The organism is Vaginisenegalia massiliensis (genome assembly GCF_900604935.1).
GTDB lineage: Bacteria > Bacillota > Bacilli > Lactobacillales > Aerococcaceae > Vaginisenegalia > Vaginisenegalia massiliensis.
The window spans coordinates 65,802-88,606 of sequence record NZ_UWPC01000002.1; the positions used below are offsets into that span (position 1 = coordinate 65,802).

A 22,805-nucleotide genomic window follows, 5' to 3' on the forward strand; every position below is an offset into this window, starting at 1 on the left:
AATGAAAGGAGTCAAATTTGTGACCCAAAAACAAATCTTAATCCATTATGGTGAATTGTCGACCAAAGGCCATAATAAGAAGATGTTTACTAATCGTTTGGCTGAACATATTCGCTTACGGACCAAACATATTCCCGATTTAAAAATATTTCCTCAGTATGACTTTATGCATCTTAAGTGGGAAAGTGCTACTTATGATGAAATCATAGCCATTTTAAAATTCATACCAGGTATTTCGCGCTTTGAACCGGTTTATCCGGTGGCTAAAGAGCTAGGTGCCATCCAAGAAAAAGCTTTGGCTTTATTTGCCGAGCTAGGTGACTACGAAGGCAAAAGCTTCCGAGTGGTGGCTAAGCGTTCAGACAAGTCCTTTGAATATGACACCTTAAGCTTGCAGCGTCAAGTTGGCGATGTGATTGGGGAAGCCTATCCTCAATTAAGTGTGGATTTACGGACGGCTGATTACAAGCTGACCATCGCTATTCATCAAGATGGAGCTTATTTAAGTTTAATTTCTATTCCTGGTTTGGGTGGCATGCCTTATGGTTCCAGCGGCAAGGGTCTCCTCATGTTATCCGGTGGGTTTGATTCACCGATTGCCGGCTATTTAATGATGAAGCGGGGTATGGAGATCGAAGCCGTTCATTTCGCTAGTCCACCTTATACCAGTCCGCAAGCCTTAGAGAAAACCAAGAAATTAACGGCTAAATTAGCAGCCTATGGTAAACCCATTCGCTTTCATGAAGTGCCTTTTACAGCCATTCAAGAAGCCATCAAAGAAGCGGTACCTGATGACTTCTCCATGACCGTCATGCGGCGGATGATGGTTCGAATTATGGACCAACTCTTGATTCAGCAAAAGGCGCAAGCCATCGTCAATGGCGAATCATTAGGGCAAGTCGCTTCGCAAACCATGAAGAGCATGGCGGTCATCAATGAAGTGACCCATACTCCTATCTTGCGTCCCTTAATCGCAACGGATAAGAATGAAATTATCGAATTAGCTGTGAAAATTGATACCTATGCTTTGTCTAATGAACCTTTTGAAGATTGCTGTACGGTGTTTGCACCTAAGTCGCCTAAGACTAAACCACGTTTGTCTACTATCCAAGCTATGGAAGAAGCCTTGAATATCGATGAATTAGTCAGTCAAGCCGTAGCCGGGACTCGGTCTATCTTGATTGATCACGATTATCAACCAAATAGTCAAGTCAACTTTGGTGATCTTCTTTAATCGGGCCAAAAGGCATATTACTTGTCGCTTTGAAAGTAAATCTATACACTTAACTTATAATAAGGACAAGTGAAAGGATGATGAACATGCATGTAACGTTTAAAGGTGAAAAGAAAGAATTAATCGGTCTTCAACCTCAAGTTGGTCAACAAATTCCTAATGCGACCCTCTATGATCAAGAGAATCAAGCGGTAGCTTTACATGATTTAATCGGCAAGCCGCTCATCCTAAGTGTCGTTCCCGATATCAAAACGCGTGTTTGCGAATTGCAAACCAAAGTCTTTGATGAAAAGACTAAAGCCAAAGATTACCAATTTATCACGGTAAGTAAAAATACGCCAGAAGATTTCAAGACTTGGAATGAAGAGATGGAATTAGGGGTCAAGACCTTATCCGATACTCATAATGAATTTGCTAAGGCATTTGGTCTCGAATTAGATGGTTTAAATTTATTAACTCGTTCAGTTTTTGTCATTGACCAAACGGGTAAGATTGTATACCAAGAAATCGTCCCTGAAGTGACTGACGAACCATCATATAAAGCTGCCCTAGAAGCAGCTGACCAATTATAATAGAGCCGACAATATTTTTTGAAGAGAGTCCCAATTTAACTCATTTGTTTATGTGAGTTAAATTGGGGCTCTTTTTCTTTTGCTTGGATATGGTAAACTAATGAGTAAAGGGGGGACAGTGATGACGACATCAATTCAAGCATTCCATGAGGCTATTCAAGCAGCTGAACGTCTTGTTTTCTTCGGTGGGGCAGGCGTATCGACAGCCAGTGGTATTCCCGATTTCCGTTCAGCTCAAGGGCTTTTTCATCAAGATACAGGCCTACATTATGCAGCTGAAGAGATTATCTCACATGACTTTTTTGTTCAATATCCTGACCTATTCTTTCAATATTATCGACAACACCTGATTCATCCACAGGCTAAAGCTAATCCGGCCCATCAATATTTAGCGACTTTAGAAGAGCAAGGTAAGAATGTGACCATCATTACGCAAAATATCGATGGTTTGCATCAAGCGGCCGGCTCCCGTTCAGTGATTGAATTACATGGTTCTGTCTGGCGCAATTATTGTTGTCAATGCGGTCAGTCTTACGATCTAGCTGATTTGGTTTTGGATGACCAAGGAATTCCTCGTTGTCCTCGTGATGGAGGCATTGTTCGTCCAGATGTGGTCCTATATCAGGAAAGTCTAGATCAACAAAATTTAATTTTGGCGACAGCAGCTTTGGCCAAGGCTGATTTAGTCATTGTGGCGGGAACGTCGTTGATGGTCTATCCAGCCGCTGGCTTAATTGATTATTATCCCGGTTCTAATCTTTATCTGATCAATAAGACACCCCTTGATTTAAATGGGCGTCCGATTCATTTTATTCAAGCGCCAATCGAAACGGTCTTCAGTCAGTTGCAAGAAAAATTAGGTTCAAGCTAGATAAGCGCTTGTTAAATGCCTGTAAATTTGCTAAACTTGGTGCCATAGTAATCTAGAGATAAGAATAGGCGAAGAAGAGAAGAGTAGTTGAAGCCATTTAGAGAGAAAGCAAACGGTGAAAGCTTTCAATTTCAATGAAGGTAGCTCGGAGCCTTAGGGTGTGAACGAGAAGTAGTGCCCTACGGAGAACCCCTTCGATAACAAGGAAGAGGGATTTAAACCATGTTTAAATCTAAACTTAGGTGGTACCACGTCAAACAACGTCCTATGCGCGAGCATAGGACGCTTTTTTATTTCTAGTGATAATAAAAGGAGGCTGATTAGATGAAACAAGAACAAATGTCAACCAAATATCAACCGCAAGCCGTTGAAGCAGGTAAATATCAAGAATGGTTAGCCAAGGATGTCTTTAAACCTTCAGAAGATCCTAAAGCTGAGCCATACTCGATTGTCATTCCACCACCAAATGTTACAGGAAAACTTCATTTGGGTCACGCTTGGGATGTCACCTTACAAGATATGATTATCCGTCAAAAACGGATGCAAGGTTTTGATACATTATGGTTGCCTGGTATGGATCACGCGGGAATTGCGACTCAAGCTAAGGTTGAAGCTAAATTAGCTGAGCAAGGTCTTTCACGCCATGATTTAGGTCGGGAAGCCTTTGTTGAAAAAGTTTGGGAATGGAAAGAGGAATATGCTCAAACCATCCGCCAACAATGGGCAAAAATGGGTATTTCGGTAGACTACTCTCGTGAACGCTTTACCCTTGATGAAGGCTTAAATAAAGCGGTGAATAAGGTTTTTGTAGAATTGTATAATAAGGGCCTTATCTACCGAGGTGAATATATCATCAACTGGGATCCCAAAGCGCAAACAGCTTTATCTGATATGGAAGTTATCCATAAAGATGTTCAAGGAGCTTTTTATCACTTACGTTACCCAATCGCGGGGCAAGAAGGTCAATTTGTGGAAGTGGCAACAACCCGTCCTGAAACCATGTTAGGCGACACAGCCGTTGCGGTCCATCCTGAAGATGAACGTTACCAACACTTAATTGGTCAACATGTTATCTTACCTTTAGTTAACCGGGAAATTCCGATTATTGCTGACGAGTATGTAGACCGTGAATTTGGAACTGGCGTGGTTAAAATTACCCCAGCTCATGATCCGAATGACTTTGAAGTGGGCAATCGTCATGATTTACCACGTTTAAATGTGATGAATTTAGATGCGACAATGAATGCCAAAGCAGGTAAATATGAAGGCTTAGACCGTTTTGCCGCTCGTAAACAAATCATCGCTGACTTGGATGAATTAGGCTTGTTAGTCAAAATAGAAGAAATGACCCATAGTGTGGGGCACTCAGAACGGACTGGGGTGGTAGTGGAACCTTATTTATCTACTCAATGGTTTGTTAAGATGAAACCTTTGGCTGAAAAGGCCATCCACAATCAAACAACAGAAGATAAGGTCACTTTCTTCCCACCACGTTTTGACCAAACGTTCTTAACTTGGATGGAAAATGTTCATGATTGGGTTATTTCACGTCAATTATGGTGGGGCCACCAGATTCCTGCTTGGTACCATAAAGAAACGGGTGAAGTGTATGTAGGTGAAACCGAACCTACTGATCCAGAAAACTGGACCCGGGAACAAGATGTTTTAGATACTTGGTTCTCTTCAGCTTTATGGCCGTTTTCGACCATGGGATGGCCAGACCAAGAACGTGATTTGGATCGCTATTTCCCAACGAACACTCTAGTTACGGGTTATGATATTATCTTCTTCTGGGTTAGTCGAATGATCTTCCAAAGTTTAGAGTTTACTGGTCGGCGTCCATTCGAAAATGTTTTGATGCATGGTTTAATTCGGGATGCTCAAGGCCGAAAGATGTCTAAATCTTTAGGCAATGGGATTGATCCAATGGACGTGATCGATGAATATGGCTGTGATTCCCTTCGTTGGTTTTTAGCTAACGGATCAGCTCCAGGTCAAGATGTCCGCTATAGTCCTGAAAAATTAGCAGCCGCTTGGAATTTCATCAACAAGATTTGGAATGCGAGCCGCTATGTTTTAATGAACGTGGGCCCAGATTTTAATCTAGATACTATCGAAATAGGTGATGATCAAACCTTAGCTGATCAATGGATTTTAGCTCGTCTGCAAACTACCATCGAAGACGTGACGCGTTTATTTGATAAATTTGAGTTTGGTGAAGCCGGTCGTGTCTTGTATCACTTTATTTGGGATGACTACTGTGATTGGTATATTGAAATGACCAAAGAGAGCTTGCAAGATACCACTAAAGAACATCGGACAACTAAATCTATCTTAGTTTATGTCTTAGATCAGTTCCTTCGTCTACTTCATCCAATCATGCCATTTGTTACCGAAGAAATTTGGCAACAAATCGCCGGTCAAGACTCATCAATCGTGACGGCTGCTTACCCTCAGGTTCAAGCAGAGTACCAAAATCCTACCGCAGTAGCGGCCATGGAAGATTTGATGGAATTAATTCGCTCAGTTCGGACTATCCGTAACGAAATGAATACCCCATTATCAAAACCAGTTGATTTGATGATTAAAGCGCAAGATGATGCAACCAAAACCTTGTTGGAAGCCAACCGTGCATACATTGACCGCTTCTGTAATCCAGCTGAATTAGTTATTGAGTTAGATCCTAGTTTACCGGAAGAAGTGGTTTCCCAGACCTTATCTTTTGCTCAAATCTTTATGCCGCTGAAGGGCTTAATTAAGCTTGAAGACGAAATTCAACGTTTAGAGAAAGATTTGGCTAAATTAGACCAAGAAATCGAACGTATCGATAAGAAGGTAGCCAATGAGAATTTTGTGAAGAAAGCGCCAGCTAAAGTGGTTCAGGAAGAAGAAGCTAAGCGACAAGACTATCTTAAACAACAGACTGCTGTGGCTGAACGGTTAGCTCAAATGAAAGCGATGCTCGAGGCAGAATAGGAGTCTGAAGATGAAGTTTGCTAATTTCAAAGAAGTCTTTGACTATTTGTGGCAAGACAAAGTGTATTATCCTGAAAAAAGACAGGAGCGCATGGCTTTTGCGCTAGATTACTTTAACCATCCTGAACGGGATTTGCCGGTCATCCATCTGACAGGTACCAATGGCAAGGGGTCCACTTTAGCTTATCTACGTGATCTTTTGTTAAGTCAAGGACTTAAAGTGGGGACCTTTACCTCACCTCATATTGTGACCTGTACCGAACGATTAAGTTTGAACGGGCAGAATATTAGTGACCAAGCTATGTTAGCTCTCTTTAACCGCCTAGCTCTCTTGATGGAAGAATTAGAATCCCGGCAGTTAGGGCCACTTGTTGAATTCGAGCTTTATACCATTATGATGCTTTTGTATTTTCAAGAGGTACAACCTGATGTCTGCCTAGTTGAAGTGGGTATTGGTGGCCGCGATGATGCGACTAATGTAGTCGATGGTCAAATAGCGATCATTACCTCTATTGGTCTGGATCATGCCGACCGCTTGGGTTCAACGGTTGAATCGGTGGCGCAAATTAAAGCTGCCATCATTAAAGAGGGTGCCAAACTGGTGTTAGGACAGGTACCAGATACCACCTTACCGATTATTTCAGCGTATGCTCAAGGACAAAATGCTTCAATCTGGCATTGGGGTCAAGACTTCCAAGCCGCTCAAGTTAGCTTATTAGGTCAAAAGGGAGCCGAATTTACCTATCAAAGCCGCTTGAGCCGGCAAGAAAGTTGCCATATCCAGATGTTAGGCCGCCACCAAGTCCATAACGCTTGCTTAGCCTTGCAAGCCTTTGAATTGTGGATGAAAGATATGGGTCAAGCCATTGATTGGGACCAAGCTAAGACAGCTTTAAGCCGAACACATTGGTTAGCTCGTATGGAAAAATTGAGCCAAGATCCTTTAATTTATATCGATGGGGCTCATAATATGCATGGATTACAAGCCTTGCGTCAGTTAATTGATGATCATTTTGCTGATTATCAGATTCATTTGTTATACGCGGGCATTTCGACTAAGGATCATCACGAACAAATTCCTTATCTCTTGACCTTTCCTCTAGCTAGTTTGACATTAACCAGTTTCAGCCATGTTAAAGCCATGACTCAAACTGATTTCGAAAGCATTTTGCAGGACTTACCAGCCCATGATCAAGCGTCTATTGCCTGGCAAGGAGATTGGATTCAGTATCTAAAGAACTATCTGACTCAAAGTCAAAGCGGCCCTAGCCGACAATTGTTATTGATAACGGGTTCCTTGTATTTTGTCTCAGAAGTTAGAGAATATTTAACGCAAGAAAAAGCAGAATACTAAATGCTACCTCTCTCAATTTGGGTATTTACCTTTTGAGAGGGGTTTTTATATGCAATCAAAGGTCAGTATCATTCAAGAAGTGCCAGAAGAATCCTTGCCAAGGGAACGCTTGTTAGCTTTTGGTGAAAAGGCTTTAGCCAATCATGAACTTTTAGCCATTTTACTGAGAACGGGCTACCGTGATACCAATGTTTTGGGCCTAGCTATGCAAGTGTTAAGCTCTTTTGAAAATCTAGCCCAATTGAAATTAGCCAGTCTAGTTGAATTGCAAGCCATCAAAGGCATTGGTCAAGCGAAGGCCATTGAACTAAGGGCTGCCATTGAACTAGGTAGTCGCATTGCTCAGTCCACTTTGCCCAAGCTTGGTCAGTTGACATCAACCGAAGAGGCCGGCCAGTGGCTCCTAAAAGAAATGCGTGATTTGCATCAAGAGCATTTAGTGGTTCTCTTTCTCAATTCCAAGAATGAAATCATTCGCAAGCGGACTATCTTTATGGGCACGGTCAATAGTGCTTGTGCTCATCCAAGAGAAATATTTAAAGAAGCGGTCAAATACCCAACGGCGCGTATTATTATGGCTCACAACCATCCGTCGGGTGATACGACGCCGTCAGGTGCGGATCTAAATTTTACTGAGCGGATGATTGAATGCGGGGACTTGATGGGAATTGAAATTTTGGATCATCTGATTATCGGGGATCATTCTTATCGCAGCTTGCGTGAGGAAGAAGGGCTATTTGAATAGGCTTTGAAGATACGCCGGTTAAGTTAATCGCTTTTGACTTGAATAATAAAGTTTTTCAATAAAGCAATAGTAAACGCTTGCAAACGGGATAAAATATGTTATTATTTAGGTATGTTTTTGTTAAGGTAAGAATGACTGTTCATGCAACAACTCTTCGTACGCTTTGCAGAAATATAATAATATTGGTGCTTTGTGCACGAGGAGGATTTTTTAGTATTATGGAACAAGGTAAAGTGAAATGGTTTAACTCTGAAAAAGGTTTTGGATTTATTGAACGTGAAGGCGGAACTGACGTATTCGTTCACTTCTCAGCTATCCAAGGAGAAGGTTTCAAAACTTTAGAGGAAGGTCAAGAAGTATCTTTCGAAGTAGAAGAGGGCGCTCGTGGACCTCAAGCAGCTAACGTTGAAAAAATCTAATGACGAAACATTTAACGGGCAAGGTTTTTGAACCTTGCTCTTTTTTTGTGCTGTCAAACGATGGATCGAAAAGCACGCAAACAAATATGAAAATATTTAGAAGACTAGTGAGATGGCTAGCTTTTTGCGCCGGGATTTTGCTATAATGTTTAAATGAGAACGTGCTGTCGCATTCTAAAGATAAGGAGAAGGTAACCATGGCTTTTTTTAATAAGCAACGACTTGGTATTGATTTAGGGACATCAAATACAGTCATCTATATCGAAAATAAGGGTATTGCTTTACGGGAACCTTCGATTGTTGCCCAAAATAAGGAAACCAATGAATTGGTTGCTTTTGGCCGTGAAGCCGAAAGTCTAGTGGGACGGACCTCTGATAAGTATGAGATTATTCGGCCCATGCGCGATGGTGTGATTGCTAATTTTTCAGTGACCAAGCAGATGTTAGCTCATTTTATCAATCAGGCGATGGTTCGCTCTTTATCGCGACCAGAAGTAGTGGTCTGCGTGCCAAGCCAAATTAGTAAAGTTGAAAAACGCGCGGTAATCGATGCTATTAAAGACTTAGGTATTAGTCGTGCTATGGTAGTGGAAGAACCCTTTGCTGCAGCTTTAGGGGCGAACTTAGCTATCTACGAACCGCGTGGCAAAATGGTTGTGGATATCGGCGGCGGCACCACTGATGTAGCTACCTTATCCTATGGTCAGATCGTGACCGGGTCAACGACACGAACCGGTGGTGGCCGGATTAATGAAGTGATTATGGACTTTGTTCGCAACCATTATCACTTAGCCATCGGTTATGCTACAGCAGAGCAAATAAAAAAAGAGATTGGTAATGCTCAATTTACCATTCAGGATGAAAATCTGTCTCTTAAAGTAAAAGGGCGTAATATTGCAACTGGTATTCCTGATGAGAAAGTCATCAAAGCGCATGTCATTTCACAAGCGATTGATGAAGTGGTTCAACAACTTGTCTTAGCATTAAAACATGTTTTAGAACAAACACCGCCAGAATTATCGGCTGATATTATGGAGAGTGGCATTGTCTTGACCGGTGGTGGAGCCTTATTGAAACGGTTACCGGATCGTTTACACGAAGAAATTGGTATTCCGGTTCATTTGGCCCGAGTGCCTATGGATTGTGTGGCCTTGGGAACCGGTAAGATTTTAAAAGAATTTTCATCTCGTTTGAAAGAACAAGAAAAGAAAGCGCGTTTGTAGAAAGGATTAGGCAATGATTAATAATAAGAAATTGATCGGAATTCTATTAGCGGGGATTGCCATTGTGTCACTGTTAACTTACTCAGTGATTAACGGGGCTAGTAACCCAGTAACCAGTCCAGCCAATAATGCAACGGCTGGGGTTGGCCGCATCTTTTCCGCTCCAGTATCGATGGTGGTCCGCTTTGTCGATTCAGTGGATAATCTCATTAATACCTTCGAAGAGAACCAACATCTTAAACAAAAGATTAATCAAGTGTACGAATTACAAGTTCGGGTGGCGGATTTAGAAGCTGATAATAATAAGATGAAGCAAGAGTTAAAATTAACGGAATCTTTAAGTGATTACACGGTGATTCATGGTACGGTTATTGCTCGTAATCCCGATCAATGGATTGAAAGTATGACGATTGATATTGGTGCCAAAGATGGCATTGAGAAAAACATGTCAGTGATGGCCGGTAATGGTTTGATTGGGCGTGTAGTTGAAGTCAATAAGACCTCTTCCAAAGTCTTGTTGTTAACCTCACAAGAATCCAATGAAGGTAAAGTGGCTGCTTCGGTTCAAGCCAAAAAAGGTTCAGCTAACGGAATCGTGTCAGGTTACGATCGCAAGACCAAGAATTATGTGATGACTCAAGTATCGCCAGATGTCAAAATCGAAAAAGGGGATAAGGTAATCACCTCTGGTTTGGGTGGTGTCACACCATCTACCTTGTTAATTGGTACAGTAGAATCAGCGAAAATGGACGACTATGGACTTTTCCAAGTCGTAAAGATTAAACCGGCAGGCGAAATGACCGATATTCGATTTGTGACAGTCATTAAACGTGATGGACGGAGTGAGTAATCATGAAGATGACCCGCGACCGTAAGATTAGATGGTTTGTGCCTTTGATGCTATTTTTATCTGTTATGATTGATTCAGCTTTACCGGCTATTTTCCCTAAGGCTTTCTTGGATCCGGCGCAAACGATTGTCTCGCACTTAACCTTGTTTTGTATCATTACTTTTGCCTTTTATTTTAAAGATGCCCATATTGTCCTATATGGTTTTATCTTCGGCCTGTTGACCGATTCCTACAACACGCTCCTGTTAGGACTTTATGCAACCCTTTATTTCTTTGTTGCCCTAATTGTGGTACGCATTAAGAAATTCTTTCCGCGTAAAGCTTTCGTTCATTATATGTTCTTTATCGTTGCAATCTCTTTTGTGGATTTCCTAGTTTTTGTCTTTTATAAAGAGCTGAATATGATTCATGTGGTTTTGACGGAATTTCTGGTTCAGCACCTGACGCCAACTTTGATCTTTAATACCGTGCTTTCTTTTGCCTTGTATTTCCCAACTAAGTGGATTCTTTCTTGGTTAGGCTATGAGGACTATATTATTTTCTAAGCCTGTTTCAAATTTGGCTAAAATACTTGAAAGTTAATCAACCGAAACTTATGTAAGCGTAGCGAGTTGGCGTTGGCCAATCCGATCAATGGCTTATATGAGTTTCGGTTGTTTTTTTGTTAGATAGCTGTTGAATCAGAGAACAGCGATGGATGTAATTTAAATTGCTAGTTGACGTGGCTGGAGGTTTTTGGTAAGATTCTAGTGTTGTATTTGTGTAGCACCACATCTGCAACCGCACATGAAGAGTATTAAGTGTCTTAGGAACACTCGGGATGGCGAGTCTAAGTGTAGGAGAGTAATCTCCGCCAATTTTATAAAGGAGGTGCTTTAATGTACGCAATTATCAAAACAGGTGGTAAACAATTAAAAGTTGAAGTCGGCCAAGCAATCTACGTTGAAAAATTGAACGCTGAAGCAGGTGACAAAGTTACTTTTGAAGAAGTCGTTCTTGTAGGTGGCGAAACAACTAAAGTAGGTACGCCTTTCGTTAAGGGTGCAACTGTCGAAGCTACAGTTGAAAAACAAGGCCGTCAAAAGAAAGTTGTTACTTTCAAATACAAACGTCGTAAAGATACTCACCGTAAACAAGGTCACCGTCAACCATACACTAAATTAGTCGTAGAAGCGATCAACGCATAATTTATAAGCGTGAGAGCTCATGATTAATATTCGAATTTTTAGCGATCAAGCTAATCAGATTCAAGCGCTTGAAGTAAGCGGGCACGCTGGCTATGCTGAACATGGGTCAGATATTGTCTGTGCTGCTGTTTCAAGTCAAGTAATCTCGGTTGAAAATTCGCTTCATCACTTATTACAGCTTGATGTGCAGACCCAAGTTGATGAAGTTGAGGGCGGCTATTTAAAGCTGACATTGCCGGAAATAACGGCTAAGACGACCAAGCAGGAAGCTCAGTTACTCTTAAGACATTTAGACTTTGCCTTAAGTGTTTTAGCCGAGTCTTATCCTGAATATATCCAAATGAACTATTCTAAATTAACCCAATAAGGAGGTGCCTTAGTATGTTGAAATTAAATTTACAATTATTCGCTCATAAAAAAGGGGGCGGTTCTACTTCTAACGGACGTGATTCTGAATCCAAACGTTTAGGAGCTAAAGCTGCTGATGGACAAACTGTAACTGGCGGTTCAATCTTATACCGTCAACGCGGTACTAAAATCCACCCAGGACTTAACGTAGGTATCGGTGGCGATGACACTTTATTTGCTAAAGTAGACGGCGTTGTCCGTTTCGAACGTAAAGGTCGCGACAAAAAACAAGTATCTATTTACCCAGTAGCGGTAGAAGCTTAATTAAAAGAGAAGAAGTCTGCTAACCATTCGTAATGATTGGTTGGTAGGCTTTTTGTTTATAAGGAGCAGAATACATGGAATTGATGAACGCACGCGGTGAACACTATGGAGCCATTGACCAGCTGGTACGCCAGGCCTTTAGTTTAAGCCACTATGGTTATCAGGGTGAAGCAGAACTAGTGAAACGCATACGGGTTCTGGCAGATTTTGACCCTATGGGTGAATGGATTGTGAGCCATGAAGGCCAAATAATAGCCCATGGTCTCTTGAGTCCTTGTAAACTTGTGGCAGCTGAACAACGGATCGTTGGTTTAGTTTTGGCTCCTTTGGCGGTATTACCAGGCTTTCAAGGACAAGGCTTGGGGACACGATTAGCCAATAAATTGATAGAACAAGCCGCCATAGCTCAGCAATATCCATTTATCAGTGTATTGGGGCAGCCAAGTTTTTATCAACGATTAGGCTTTGTTCCTGCAAGTCACTATAATATTCAAGCTCCCTTCGACGTGCCTGAAGACTATTATTTGATTTATCCATTGCATTCAGAGGTCTTGGCTACACAAGGTGGCGTGATTCACTATTCTTCAGCTTTTAATCTATAAGACAACACCCCATCTTCAGCCGGAATCTTTTGGCGAAGATGGGGTGTTGCTTAGTCTTGGTCAGAACCTTTGAGGTGGAGGGTATTAGTGGTCAAAGATGGGTGTTTGGATTCTAGAACGATTCTATAGGTCAAATATAAAGCTGGTAAGATGAGGGCGTAACTGATAATCCCTAATATGGTATGGACTTGGTCGGTATCCCATGCCGGTGGTAGAGTTGACAAGCTATTGTTTAGAATATGAATATAGGAGCAGAGAATCAGACTATGGGTTCGTTGGTAAATGATGGCTAGAAAGATGCCGATAATGGCCGTGTAAACCATTTGGACCGGTTCGCCATGCCAGATACCAAAGGCTATAGCTGAACCGATAACAGGGAACCAGCCTGGGCGAACTTTCTCGAGAAGGTTGAAGACCAAGCCACGGAAGATTAATTCTTCGACAAGGGGGCCTAAGAAAGCTACAGACAGGAAGGACCAATAATAGGGTTCTTGATAAAGAGTCGACCAAGTTTCGTTGAAGGACTCCATACTTTGAGCGAGTAAGGGGATCGAAGCGGATAAGTAATCGGATATGATGAACCATAGTAAGCTGATGCCGCCAGCACCTAAAGTAATTATTGAACAAGGGAGAATGGACTGAAGACTTGGCAAGATAGGTTTTTTGGCAGTATGCTGATAAATCCGATGATATAAGAAGCCATATACAACCACCATAACCGCACAGCAGATTGTGTCGATGAAGAAATAGTTCTTTTCTAAGGAGAATGGGGGCATGGGAATATAAAAATAGATAATCTCTTGAAGTGTTTCATAGGATAGGATAGTTACTAGGGCAGTAAAAAGTAATATAAATGGTTTGATAATGCGGTCCATGGCTAACCCCTCTCGAATTAATAAAGTATAACAATAACATTTTAGCGGCCAGAAATGAAGAATATTTGAAAATTCAACGATTTATTGATCGGACTTCCTATTGTGTTGCAAGTAAATGAAAGGAATCGATTAAATTAGTCTTTGGCATTGAGGTCGGATATAGTATGATAGATGTATGTTGTGGAAGGGGTTGAGACGATGAATAAAGAAGTAGACTTATTAAAAGGACCCATTATTTCGACTTTGGTGACTTTTTCGATTCCCATTATGACTGTATCTTTTATGCAGATGGCCTATAATTTGACTGATATTTTCTTTGTCGGCCAATTGGGGGTCCAAGCTGTAGCTGCGACAGGGACGATGGGCTATTTCCTTTGGGTTGGCGAAAGTTTGATGCATATGCCTCAACTTGGCGTCCGTGTATTAGGGGCGCAACGTTATGGAGCTGGCCAAACTGACCGTGTGGTGAAAAGTATTGCTTGCGGCGGGCAAATTGCCTTCGCATTAAGTTTAGTCTTTGCAGGTCTATTATTTTTTGCTAACCAACCTCTGATTGCCTTTTTCCATTTAGAACCGCAAGTGGCTCAATTAGCTGGTCAATATTCTCGCGTCATGGCTTGGGGGATGCCGTTTTCTTTCTTGGCGCCGATTTTATCGGCGGCCTTTAACTCCATTGGTAATAGCCAAACTCCATTCCGGATTAATATGTTGGGTTTATTAGCCAATGTTATTTTGAATCCTATTTTTATCTTTGGTTTGGGACCTTTTGTGCCGATGGGTGTAGCAGGGGCAGCTTTAGGGACAGTCTTAGCTAAAGCTTTGGTCTTTTTCCTTCTTTGGCGGGCTTGTCGCCAACATGAGACTTTATTGGCTTATATTCCGTGGTTTAAACGAGCTAGTCTCAAGGATGCTTTAGAGGTCATCAAAATCGGTTTGCCTAGTGCAGCGCAAAGTCTAGTACACGTCTTTGTGTCCATGTTCCTCAATCGTTTAGTTGCTTCCTATGGGTCGGTTGCAGTGGCGGTCTTTTCGACGGGTTCCCAATTTGAGTCTATCTCATGGTTGACCTCCGAAGGATTTGCTTACGGGTTAACCGCCTTTATTGGTCAAAATTACGGGGCCCGGTTGAAGAACCGTATTCAAGAAGGAACACGAAAGGGCCTCCTAGTTTTAGCTATCTTGGGCTTAGTAGCCACTAGCCTCTTAATTGGCTTTCGTTATCAACTCTTTCCTATCTTCATTCCTAACGATCAGCAAGCTATGTTGCTTGGCGCTAATTATCTATTGATCTTAGGTTTCAGTCAATTCTTTATGTGTATTGAAATCGGCTCGACTGGAATCTTCCAAGGATTAGGTCAAACAGCCATTCCTTCAAGTATCGGGATTCTCTTTAATTTGTTGCGAATTCCCTTAGCCATCGTCTTAACACCTGTCTTAGGTCTAAATGGCGTATGGTGGGCCCTAACCCTATCAAGTATTATGAAAGGGATCTTGGCTTTTTCAGGTCTGCTCGTCTATAACCGACGTATGGTTTATCCTAAAATGGTTTAATCAATGTACTAATACAGATCAGATGAGTTGGTACAATCTGTTGCATTATTAATAAAAAATTATGTCAGAACGGTATCTTCATGTTATACTGTTAACAGTATAAAAATCAGAATGGAGCGACGAACATATGGGAAAAACAATGGCCATTAATGCCGGATCTTCAAGTTTAAAATTTCAATTAATAGATATGCCTGCTGAAACCGTGATAGCTAAAGGTTTAGTAGAACGCATTGGCATGGAAGATTCTATCTTTAAATTAGAATGGGGAACAGATAGTGTCTTTAAATTAATCCAGCCCATCTTAACTCACCAAGCGGCAGTAGAATTAGTGCTTCAGCATTTAATTGAGCAAGAAATCTTAAGCGATATTAAAGAAATTACCGGAGCTGGCCACCGAGTTGTGGCTGGGGGCGAATTATTTAAAGAATCAGCCTTAATCGATGAGCAAGTCATTGAACAAGTGGCTTCCTTAGCTGAGTTTGCACCGTTACATAATGCGGCTGAAGCGGATGTCATGCGAGCATTTAAACGGGTATTGCCTGATATTACCATGGCAGCTGTTTTTGATACCTCCTTCCATACCTCCATGCCAGAAGTGAACTATTTGTACAGTTTGCCATACGAATATTATGAGAAACATAAAGCCCGTAAATATGGCGCTCACGGAACGAGTCATCGCTATGTCGGTCGTCGGGCGGCAGAACTTTTGGGCAAACCTTTCGAATCATTGAAGATTATCACTTGCCATTTAGGCAATGGAGCGTCGATCTCAGCGATCAAAGATGGTAAATGTTTAGATACCTCAATGGGCTTCACCCCATTGGCTGGTTTAACCATGGGTACCCGTACCGGTGACATTGATGCTTCGATTATTCCTTTCATTATGAAGAAGGAAGGCATCCAGGATATTGATGCAATGGTCAATATTTTTAACAAGCAATCGGGTATCTTAGGTATTTCAGGTGTTTCATCCGATATGCGTGATGTGGAACAAGCAGCTGCTGAAGGCCATCATCGGGCTCAATTGGCTTTAGATATCTTTGTCAACCGTGTGCAAAAATACATCGGTCAATACGTTGCCATCATGAACGGGGTTGATGCTATTGTCTTTACGGCGGGTATTGGTGAGAACTCGAAAGAAACGCGCGAAGCTGTTATCGAAGGAATTAGTTTCTTTGGCTGTCACATTGATCCAGTTAAGAATGATACTCGTAAAGAAGCCATTGTCTCAACGGATGACTCTAAGGTTGTAGTGCTCAATATTCCGACCAATGAAGAAGTGGAAATTGCCCGCGAAGTTGAACGTTTAAAATAGTGTGATATAATCATATTGCAGTTCGCAATCTAACGAAGCTGTTAGATTGCGATTTTTAATTTGACCTAGAGGTGATAGAGATGAATCAACGTATTTTAATGGATCAAGCTGCGCTATCACGCACTTTGAAGCGGATCGCCCATGAAATTTTAGAACGCAATCGCACGACTGATAATCTTGTCCTTGTTGGGATTAAGACGCGGGGTGTCTATTTAGCTCGCGCTTTGGCTGGTAAAATTGAAGAAATTGAAGGGGTTCAAATTCCTGTTCAAGAATTAGATATTTCTTTCTATCGGGATGATTTGACCCACAAAGACGACTTGGTTGACCCCAAAGTTGGCGAAGTTCGTTTTACCACTGATTTGTCAAATAAAGTAGTCGTTATTGTCGACGATGTTCTTTATACAGGCCGGACTGTTCGGGCCGCTATGGACGCGATTCTGGATGAATTTCGGCCTTCGCATATTCAATTGGCTGAACTCATTGACCGAGGCCATCGGGAATTGCCTATCCGCGCTGACTTTGTTGGTAAGAATATACCAACCTCACAAACGGAGCGGGTGATGGTTCAAGTAGCTGAAGTCGATGGAACAAATCAAGTTCTTCTTGTGGCAGAATAAGGCATCCTTTTCTAGTCTAGCTTAGGATTATCTGGATAAAATAAATAACGTTCCTTTTTACGATTAAGCATGTCCCCAAGCAAGGGGCAACTTATCATAAAAGGGAACGTTTTTGTTATTATTTATTTAACGGCTTGGTACAAGATATAACTTAAACAAGCCACTAGAAGTAAAGCCAAGACCATCCAAATGTAAATCAAAACCGTTAATTTGGCTAGATTGAGTAGAAAGCCCACTAGCCCCATAGAAGCAAAAGCCATAATAAGACCGTTTAGGAGTCGGTGGTTATCTAGTTTGAGTAGAGTTTCTAAGCTAGAACGAAAGAATAAAAGATACAAAGCGACAATAAACAACATGGCTGGAAAAGCATACATTAAAATAGTTAACACATTAAGCCTCCTTGTTTTGAGAATGATAATAGGAGATAGCTAGTTGGGTCCGGTCACGAACTCCCACTTTTTCTAATAATTGCGAGATATAATTGCGGACAGTGCCTTCACTGAGAAAGAGGCGGTCGGCAATTTCTTTATTGTTGAGACCTTGAGCGACGCAATGATAGATATCTAACTCACGTTGGGTTAGGTGTAGGTGGTCGAAATTAGGAGAGGCCGTTCGATGGGCTTTGGTCATGGATTGGGTTATCTTTTGATCGAGCACAATATTGCCAGCGAGAACAGCTTCCATGGCTGGTAAAAGGGTATGAATATTTTGCTTTAAAATATAGCCGCGACAGCCAAATTGAATGGCATCATTTAAGAAACTTTCATCTTCAAAAGTAGTCACCAGGAGGATGCGAATTTGCGGATGTGCAGTTAAGATGGTTTGAGCCGCTTCAATCCCCGTTTGGTCTTGCATCCGAATATCCATTAAAATTAAATCTGGTTGGTGAAGATGGGCTAATTCAATGGCTTGGCTAGCGGATTGACCGGTCGCAATCACATGGTAGCCAGCCGCTTGGGTAATCATGACTAAAGATTGAACTACCAAAGGGTCGTCATCAATAATGATTAGATTGTGGGTGGATGTCATCTAGCTTCCTCCTTCGTTTGGTTGAGAAAGGGTGGGTATAGGTTAAATTGCAGATAGTAGCCATCTTGATAACCATTTAAGAAGACACCATGGTACTTTTTGGCAATTTCTTGCATCATTTCGTGACCCAGGCCACTTGAACTGGTTGGCTTAGGGTCTGTATGTGGATGACTATTATCGCGGATTAAGAGCTTAATGTGTTGTGGGTATTCGCTAAGGACAATGACAATTCGGTTTGCATCAGAATGTTTGATGGAATTGATAATGGCTTCCTTCATAATCATTAAGAGATCTTTTTTGAAGGAGTAAGTCAAAGTACTTTGGATATGTTGGTCAAAATGAATGGTGAAGTTAGGGTAGCTAGCTTCAATTTCTTTAATCTGTGTGGCTAGATCCAGTGATTCATGATGCATCTGGTGGATTGTCTGCCGAATCTGATCCATCCCTTGGCGTAGATTGATTTGGAGTTGATCTAAGAATGGAATCATCTCTTGGGCTTGGGGTAATAATTTCATCGATTCAAGCTGAAGAATAGATCGAGAGAGGGAATGGCCTACTGCGTCATGTAATTGGCCAGCGATTCGATTCCGTTCACTTAAGATAGCGATATCGATATCTTGTTGCTGAGCCATTAAGAGACTTTCTTTTTGTTGACGGGTTTGTAGCTTTAATTGGGCTAGTTGGTCGTCAGTTTGAAGTTGATCTTTCTTTAATTGTTCAAGTTTCACCGTCGTCAAACTCAGATATGACGTAGCTAGCCAAGCTAAAGCATGCCAAGGTTGGCTAAGAGACGTTACCAAGGTAAAGAGGGCCAGTCCATAGCTTAAGTTTCCCAGTGAGCGACTGGTCATATAGAGTAAGGGAATCAGACAGAAAAGAGGCCATTTAGCTAGATAAATGCCGACTGCCATCACCAAGCTCAAGCCTAATTTAAGCCGAGCATTACCTAATAATTCCCATACGGCCATAAAGATTAACCAGGCAAAATTTAACCATAACAGATGGGACATGGCTTGTGGTTGATAGAAAAATAACCATAGATCTAACAAGAAAACTAATAAGAGCCATTCTTTAAAATAACGGGTTAACATGAACTGGCTCCTTTCGGTTAAATAAATTATATGACAAATGTCAGGTATCCTAGTGGCAAACGACACTAACCGACCTGATTTATATTTAGTATAGTTTAATCAAGCTAAAGAAACAATTATGAAAAGTGAGGAATTCATATGAGCCTACAACAACCGATTATCCAAGTCGATAACTTAGTCAAACGCTATGATAAGGTCTTGTCTCTCAATCATTTTAATTTGGAAGTCAAAGAGGGCGAAATTTTGGGGCTCTTGGGTCCTAATGGCTGTGGTAAGACGACCCTAATTAACTGCATCCTATCATTATTAAAATATGATTCTGGCTCCATCACCGTCTACGGTCAAACCCTCCATCCCAATGACCACCAACTGAAACGGCGGATTGGAATTGTCCCCCAAGAGATTGCTGATTTTGAAGAATTGACGGTTTATGAGAATATTGATTTCTTCTGTGGTTTATATGAATCCGATGCTAACAAACGCCGCCAATTAGTCCAAGAAGCGATGGATTTTGTTGAAATCGATAAGTATCAGAAGTACCTACCTAAGAAATTAAGTGGGGGCTTAAAGCGTCGTCTGAATATTGCTTGTGGGATTGCCCATCAACCAGAATTGCTTTTCATGGATGAGCCAACAGTAGCAGTCGATGCTCAAAGCCGTAACTTTATCCTCGAAGGAATCAAACGTTTGAAAGCTAAAGGGATTACCATCGTGTATACAACTCACTATTTGGATGAAGTGGAAGAATTATGTGACCGGATTGTGATTATGGATTCAGGGCAAAATGTAGCCGCAGGTTCTTTAGAACAATTGCAAAAACAAGTTTCTAAAGGAGAGGTTATTAATTTAGAACTTGTGACCATTAGTGACGAAGCCAAGCAGGCCTTGATGAATCTTCCTTTCCTTAATCGTTTAGAAGAATTAAGCGATAATCACTTTAATTTACACTTTGGTCAAGGACATAATAACTTAACTCAAGTAGTGCACTTCTTAGATCAGCACCAATTGGCCTACGTCCAACTATTTAGTCAGCCGATTAGTCTGAATGATATCTTCCTTGAATTAACAGGAAAGGAGTTGCGGGATTAAGATGGCGACCGATATTATTCAACAAAGTAAATACTTTCTATTACGAATCTTTCGTTCAAAAGATTTTATGTTTAGTCTCTTTATCTTACCCTTGATTTTAGCGACCATCTATTATTCCGTCTCGACTAATTTAATCAAAGGTGAAATCGAGCCAATCGATGTGGCTGTGGAAACCAGTCAAGGTCCAATTCCATATGACGACATCCTAAAAAAAATAGATATTATTAAAGTCCAAGAGCTAGACCATTCTCAAGCTCAAAAAGCCCTTAAAGCCAAACAAGTTGTGGCAATTGTCGATCCACAAGGGCAAGTTGAGATTAAAGAAAATGGGATGGGAGCTAGCATCGTTAAATCAATTATGGATGAAATCCATCAGACAGTTGCACTAGGTAAACCCATGGATCAACAAGCTTATGGTCGCAACTATGTCAAAACATCGAATACGCCAGCTAATGGTGTAGTCTTGATGTTCTTTGGTTTAGTGGCCATGACCTCTCTATACAGCATGTTCAATGGTTTGGAGTTAACGACGGTTATTCAGCCGAATTTTACCAGTTTGGGAGCCAGATTACAGACTACCTCGATGAATCGCAATCAATTTATTTTGCTTAATTTTGTTATGGGAACGCTCATTAATTTGGTCGCCAATTTAATCTTAATTAGCTACATTCAATTAGGCCTTAAAATTACGATTATTCAAGATCTAAAACTTTCACTACTCATCTTGGTTTTAGCCAATATTTTTGGGACGGCATATGGTATTGTGATTGCCTTACTGCCGCTTAAAACTTATGAAGCGCGCCAACAAATTTTGATTATTTCTTCCTTATTCGGGACTTTCTTGGCTAGTGGCATGACCCCTAGAATTCGAGAACTCATGGATGAAATTTCGCCGTGGATTTCCCGCCTAAATCCTATCAATGTGATATCAGAGAACTTCTATCGCATTAATTTGATGGCGGATACAACTTGGTTGAACTGGGGAATTGGCTATATCAGTGGGTTAACCTTAGTTTTATTAGTCATCGCAGGCTATATGTTAAGGGGGCAACAGTATGACAGTCTTTAAAGCCTTTTTAAAACATGTCTATCAACAGAAAAATGTCATTATCTTATATCTCTTAGTGATGGCAGCTATGTTAGGGATTCTCTTTGCTGTAAACCTGAATCAATCTAACACTCAGTTTAAAGCTGAAAGCCTGGATATTGCCTACTTGGATCAAGCCAAAACCCCTTTTGCCAAGAGTATTGTCTCTTATCTTGAACAAGAAGGTCATCATTTAATTGCCATCGAGCCTAATCAAGAAAAGGATGCGCGCAAGAAGGTCTTTTCTAATTTCTATAGTGGCTTGGTGATTATTCCTAACGATGTTGACCAACGACTACAAAAAGGAGATTCGGCTATTATTGAAGTCCTTACTGACCAACGGGATACACCTTCGATGCAGATTGGACAACAATTAAATAAATATTTCCGCTTTACCAAGTCGATAGCGGGTAATCAGGTGCCAAGTTCGGCTCAATTACAAGAATTAAAACAAGTATTCCGACACCAAGCACAGGTCATGATCCGAAATGACAAAAAAGTTAAAAAATCATCAGGTAAATTAGGGGTAGTCGTTCCCTTTATGGGCTTTATTCTTCTATCGATTGTTGCCTCGGCGGTGGGGCGGATTCTAATTACTATGAACAGACCGACCATCAGTCAGCGCGTTCGCTTGGGAGCGATGGATTTGAAACACTATACCTGGCAGATTTTACTTGGTGAATTAGTCCTAGGAATCTTCCTTTGGTTGATCATGATGTTGATTTGTCTAGGGTTAGGCGGAGCTATTAGTCAATTTGATTTGATGCGTTATGGGATAGCGATTGCCATCTATCTGGTATTTTGTCTGGCTTTTACCTACTTATTAACCTCGCTTTCGCAAAAATTATACGTCTTCAATTCGATGACGACTGTATCAAGTTTGGCCTTGAGTTTTCTTTCAGGTATATTCATGCCTTATGAATTATTTAGTCCAACGATGAAGCAATTAGCTCAAATATCGCCTATCTATTATTATAATCGGGCTGTGAGTATGGAAGCGTCGCATCTCAGTCAATTAGCTCCTTATTGGTTGGCTATGGCGGCCTTTGCGGTTGGCTGTACGATCTTAGGCTATTTGATTACCAATCAAAAGCAAAAGAAAGTAGCTAGTTTGGCTTAATATAGTGTTAATAATTAAATGAAAGTCTGCTTCATATCACAGGCAAGCGAGCGTCATCCAAACCTGCGGTTTTCCTGACTAGCTTCGCTAGAGCTTCCCTAACCGACAAGTCGACAAGGGCTGCTAAGCTGTGCGAATCTTCGTGTTTCTTGCTTGTGTCATGAAGCGACTTTCATTTTGTTTTAAATCAAGAAAAATAATAAAATTAAAAAGAAATAACGCTTCATGTCACAGGCAAGCGAGCGTCATCCAAACCTGTGGTTTTCCTGACTAGCTTCGCTAGATCAGCCCTAACCGACAAGTCGGCAAGGGCTGCTAATCTG

Annotated in this window: 24 protein-coding genes and 2 other annotated features; of the genes, 20 read left to right on the forward strand and 4 right to left on the reverse strand. The window is 41.2% G+C overall.

What is annotated here, in order from left to right; genetic code table 11:
- The first annotated feature begins 19 nt into the window (after window positions 1-19).
- The 14 genes from thiI (at window position 20) to EIH20_RS01405 (ending at window position 12,705) form a co-directional block, all read left to right on the forward strand.
- On the forward strand, window positions 20-1,234 hold the full coding sequence (gene thiI, locus EIH20_RS01340; RefSeq protein WP_241152359.1) for a tRNA uracil 4-sulfurtransferase ThiI: 1,215 nt from the start codon (window positions 20-22) through the stop codon (window positions 1,232-1,234).
- A 77-nt stretch (window positions 1,235-1,311) separates the two neighbouring features.
- On the forward strand, window positions 1,312-1,806 hold the full coding sequence (locus EIH20_RS01345) for a thiol peroxidase (protein WP_124057564.1): 495 nt from the start codon (window positions 1,312-1,314) through the stop codon (window positions 1,804-1,806).
- Between the two features lie 121 nt (window positions 1,807-1,927).
- Window positions 1,928-2,677 (forward strand): NAD-dependent protein deacylase, encoded by a 750-nt coding sequence (locus tag EIH20_RS01350; protein WP_124057565.1) that lies wholly within the window; start codon window positions 1,928-1,930, stop codon window positions 2,675-2,677.
- Window positions 2,678-2,739: 62 nt separating this feature from the next.
- Window positions 2,740-2,948: a binding site (T-box leader), on the forward strand.
- 53 nt (window positions 2,949-3,001) lie between these two features.
- Entirely contained in the window at window positions 3,002-5,653 is a 2,652-nt protein-coding gene (locus EIH20_RS01355; RefSeq protein ID WP_124057566.1) for a valine--tRNA ligase, read from the forward strand.
- A 10-nt stretch (window positions 5,654-5,663) separates the two neighbouring features.
- A complete protein-coding gene (locus EIH20_RS01360) occupies window positions 5,664-7,007 on the forward strand; it encodes a bifunctional folylpolyglutamate synthase/dihydrofolate synthase (protein ID WP_124057567.1) in 1,344 nt (447 codons plus the stop codon).
- A gap of 49 nt (window positions 7,008-7,056) precedes the next feature.
- On the forward strand, window positions 7,057-7,752 hold the full coding sequence (radC, locus tag EIH20_RS01365; RefSeq protein WP_124057568.1) for a RadC family protein: 696 nt from the start codon (window positions 7,057-7,059) through the stop codon (window positions 7,750-7,752).
- 218 nt (window positions 7,753-7,970) lie between these two features.
- Window positions 7,971-8,171, forward strand: coding sequence for a cold-shock protein (locus tag EIH20_RS01370; protein WP_124057569.1), 201 nt, complete (start codon window positions 7,971-7,973; stop codon window positions 8,169-8,171).
- Window positions 8,172-8,368: 197 nt separating this feature from the next.
- On the forward strand, window positions 8,369-9,394 hold the full coding sequence (mreB, locus tag EIH20_RS01375) for a rod shape-determining protein (RefSeq protein ID WP_124057570.1): 1,026 nt from the start codon (window positions 8,369-8,371) through the stop codon (window positions 9,392-9,394).
- A 13-nt stretch (window positions 9,395-9,407) separates the two neighbouring features.
- Window positions 9,408-10,244: a rod shape-determining protein MreC gene (gene mreC, locus EIH20_RS01380; protein WP_124057571.1), complete on the forward strand. Its 837-nt coding sequence runs from the start codon at window positions 9,408-9,410 to the stop codon at window positions 10,242-10,244.
- 2 nt (window positions 10,245-10,246) lie between these two features.
- Entirely contained in the window at window positions 10,247-10,789 is a 543-nt protein-coding gene (gene mreD, locus EIH20_RS01385; RefSeq protein ID WP_124057572.1) for a rod shape-determining protein MreD, read from the forward strand.
- A 223-nt stretch (window positions 10,790-11,012) separates the two neighbouring features.
- Window positions 11,013-11,085: a sequence feature (ribosomal protein L21 leader region), on the forward strand.
- Window positions 11,086-11,122: 37 nt separating this feature from the next.
- Complete coding sequence (gene rplU, locus EIH20_RS01390) at window positions 11,123-11,431, forward strand: 50S ribosomal protein L21 (protein ID WP_124057573.1); 309 nt, start codon at window positions 11,123-11,125, stop codon at window positions 11,429-11,431.
- A gap of 19 nt (window positions 11,432-11,450) precedes the next feature.
- Window positions 11,451-11,798, forward strand: coding sequence for a ribosomal-processing cysteine protease Prp (locus EIH20_RS01395; protein ID WP_124057574.1), 348 nt, complete (start codon window positions 11,451-11,453; stop codon window positions 11,796-11,798).
- Window positions 11,799-11,812: 14 nt separating this feature from the next.
- Window positions 11,813-12,103, forward strand: coding sequence for a 50S ribosomal protein L27 (rpmA, locus tag EIH20_RS01400; RefSeq protein ID WP_124057575.1), 291 nt, complete (start codon window positions 11,813-11,815; stop codon window positions 12,101-12,103).
- A gap of 74 nt (window positions 12,104-12,177) precedes the next feature.
- Window positions 12,178-12,705 carry a GNAT family N-acetyltransferase gene (locus tag EIH20_RS01405; protein WP_124057576.1) on the forward strand — a complete coding sequence of 176 codons (528 nt, stop codon included), beginning with the start codon at window positions 12,178-12,180 and terminating at the stop codon, window positions 12,703-12,705.
- A gap of 50 nt (window positions 12,706-12,755) precedes the next feature.
- Here the strand turns inward: EIH20_RS01405 and EIH20_RS01410 are convergent, their stop codons facing one another.
- The gene (locus tag EIH20_RS01410) at window positions 12,756-13,580 is read right to left on the reverse strand and encodes a CPBP family intramembrane glutamic endopeptidase (protein WP_124057577.1); all 825 of its coding nucleotides are present in this window, start codon (window positions 13,578-13,580) and stop codon (window positions 12,756-12,758) included.
- A gap of 198 nt (window positions 13,581-13,778) precedes the next feature.
- Between EIH20_RS01410 and EIH20_RS01415 the strand changes: the two genes are divergently transcribed.
- From EIH20_RS01415 to pyrR, 3 genes are all read left to right on the forward strand, one after another.
- Complete coding sequence (locus tag EIH20_RS01415; RefSeq protein ID WP_164470834.1) at window positions 13,779-15,131, forward strand: MATE family efflux transporter; 1,353 nt, start codon at window positions 13,779-13,781, stop codon at window positions 15,129-15,131.
- 127 nt (window positions 15,132-15,258) lie between these two features.
- Window positions 15,259-16,446 (forward strand): acetate/propionate family kinase, encoded by a 1,188-nt coding sequence (locus EIH20_RS01420; protein ID WP_124057579.1) that lies wholly within the window; start codon window positions 15,259-15,261, stop codon window positions 16,444-16,446.
- Window positions 16,447-16,526: 80 nt separating this feature from the next.
- Window positions 16,527-17,066, forward strand: coding sequence for a bifunctional pyr operon transcriptional regulator/uracil phosphoribosyltransferase PyrR (gene pyrR, locus EIH20_RS01425; protein ID WP_124057580.1), 540 nt, complete (start codon window positions 16,527-16,529; stop codon window positions 17,064-17,066).
- 122 nt (window positions 17,067-17,188) lie between these two features.
- Here pyrR and EIH20_RS01430 read toward each other — a convergent pair whose 3' ends face one another.
- Genes EIH20_RS01430 through EIH20_RS01440 form a run of 3 tightly spaced genes read right to left on the reverse strand, consistent with a single transcriptional unit; the run spans window position 17,189 to window position 19,186 of the window.
- A complete protein-coding gene (locus EIH20_RS01430; protein WP_124057581.1) occupies window positions 17,189-17,455 on the reverse strand; it encodes a hypothetical protein in 267 nt (88 codons plus the stop codon).
- 1 nt (window position 17,456) lies between these two features.
- Complete coding sequence (locus EIH20_RS01435) at window positions 17,457-18,095, reverse strand: response regulator (RefSeq protein ID WP_124057582.1); 639 nt, start codon at window positions 18,093-18,095, stop codon at window positions 17,457-17,459.
- Complete coding sequence (locus tag EIH20_RS01440; RefSeq protein ID WP_124057583.1) at window positions 18,092-19,186, reverse strand: sensor histidine kinase; 1,095 nt, start codon at window positions 19,184-19,186, stop codon at window positions 18,092-18,094. Before EIH20_RS01440 ends, EIH20_RS01435 begins: the two co-directional genes overlap by 4 nt.
- A 138-nt stretch (window positions 19,187-19,324) precedes the next feature.
- Here EIH20_RS01440 and EIH20_RS01445 point away from each other — a divergent pair, with 138 nt between their 5' ends.
- The 3 genes from EIH20_RS01445 to EIH20_RS01455 are packed head-to-tail and all read left to right on the forward strand — an operon-like array spanning window position 19,325 to window position 22,482.
- On the forward strand, window positions 19,325-20,275 hold the full coding sequence (locus tag EIH20_RS01445; RefSeq protein WP_124057584.1) for an ABC transporter ATP-binding protein: 951 nt from the start codon (window positions 19,325-19,327) through the stop codon (window positions 20,273-20,275).
- 1 nt (window position 20,276) lies between these two features.
- On the forward strand, window positions 20,277-21,344 hold the full coding sequence (locus tag EIH20_RS01450; RefSeq protein ID WP_124057585.1) for an ABC transporter permease: 1,068 nt from the start codon (window positions 20,277-20,279) through the stop codon (window positions 21,342-21,344).
- Window positions 21,331-22,482: an ABC transporter permease gene (locus EIH20_RS01455; protein ID WP_124057586.1), complete on the forward strand. Its 1,152-nt coding sequence runs from the start codon at window positions 21,331-21,333 to the stop codon at window positions 22,480-22,482. The genes EIH20_RS01450 and EIH20_RS01455 overlap by 14 nt, the downstream gene beginning before the upstream one ends.
- Window positions 22,483-22,805: the final 323 nt, after the last annotated feature.

Coding starts and splice junctions, on each gene's coding strand:
- mreB (WP_124057570.1), top strand. CDS start 8,369: ATGGCTTTTTTTAATAAGCAACGACTTGGTATTGATTTAGGGACATCA.
- rplU (WP_124057573.1), top strand. CDS start 11,123: ATGTACGCAATTATCAAAACAGGTGGTAAACAATTAAAAGTTGAAGTC.
- EIH20_RS01345 (WP_124057564.1), top strand. CDS start 1,312: ATGATGAACATGCATGTAACGTTTAAAGGTGAAAAGAAAGAATTAATC.
- mreD (WP_124057572.1), top strand. CDS start 10,247: ATGAAGATGACCCGCGACCGTAAGATTAGATGGTTTGTGCCTTTGATG.
- EIH20_RS01450 (WP_124057585.1), top strand. CDS start 20,277: ATGGCGACCGATATTATTCAACAAAGTAAATACTTTCTATTACGAATC.
- EIH20_RS01410 (WP_124057577.1), bottom strand. CDS start 13,580: ATGGACCGCATTATCAAACCATTTATATTACTTTTTACTGCCCTAGTA.
- EIH20_RS01355 (WP_124057566.1), top strand. CDS start 3,002: ATGAAACAAGAACAAATGTCAACCAAATATCAACCGCAAGCCGTTGAA.
- EIH20_RS01440 (WP_124057583.1), bottom strand. CDS start 19,186: ATGTTAACCCGTTATTTTAAAGAATGGCTCTTATTAGTTTTCTTGTTA.
- EIH20_RS01455 (WP_124057586.1), top strand. CDS start 21,331: ATGACAGTCTTTAAAGCCTTTTTAAAACATGTCTATCAACAGAAAAAT.
- EIH20_RS01370 (WP_124057569.1), top strand. CDS start 7,971: ATGGAACAAGGTAAAGTGAAATGGTTTAACTCTGAAAAAGGTTTTGGA.
- EIH20_RS01405 (WP_124057576.1), top strand. CDS start 12,178: ATGGAATTGATGAACGCACGCGGTGAACACTATGGAGCCATTGACCAG.
- EIH20_RS01395 (WP_124057574.1), top strand. CDS start 11,451: ATGATTAATATTCGAATTTTTAGCGATCAAGCTAATCAGATTCAAGCG.
- radC (WP_124057568.1), top strand. CDS start 7,057: ATGCAATCAAAGGTCAGTATCATTCAAGAAGTGCCAGAAGAATCCTTG.
- EIH20_RS01360 (WP_124057567.1), top strand. CDS start 5,664: ATGAAGTTTGCTAATTTCAAAGAAGTCTTTGACTATTTGTGGCAAGAC.
- EIH20_RS01435 (WP_124057582.1), bottom strand. CDS start 18,095: ATGACATCCACCCACAATCTAATCATTATTGATGACGACCCTTTGGTA.
- EIH20_RS01350 (WP_124057565.1), top strand. CDS start 1,928: ATGACGACATCAATTCAAGCATTCCATGAGGCTATTCAAGCAGCTGAA.
- mreC (WP_124057571.1), top strand. CDS start 9,408: ATGATTAATAATAAGAAATTGATCGGAATTCTATTAGCGGGGATTGCC.
- EIH20_RS01420 (WP_124057579.1), top strand. CDS start 15,259: ATGGGAAAAACAATGGCCATTAATGCCGGATCTTCAAGTTTAAAATTT.
- rpmA (WP_124057575.1), top strand. CDS start 11,813: ATGTTGAAATTAAATTTACAATTATTCGCTCATAAAAAAGGGGGCGGT.
- EIH20_RS01445 (WP_124057584.1), top strand. CDS start 19,325: ATGAGCCTACAACAACCGATTATCCAAGTCGATAACTTAGTCAAACGC.
- pyrR (WP_124057580.1), top strand. CDS start 16,527: ATGAATCAACGTATTTTAATGGATCAAGCTGCGCTATCACGCACTTTG.
- EIH20_RS01415 (WP_164470834.1), top strand. CDS start 13,779: ATGAATAAAGAAGTAGACTTATTAAAAGGACCCATTATTTCGACTTTG.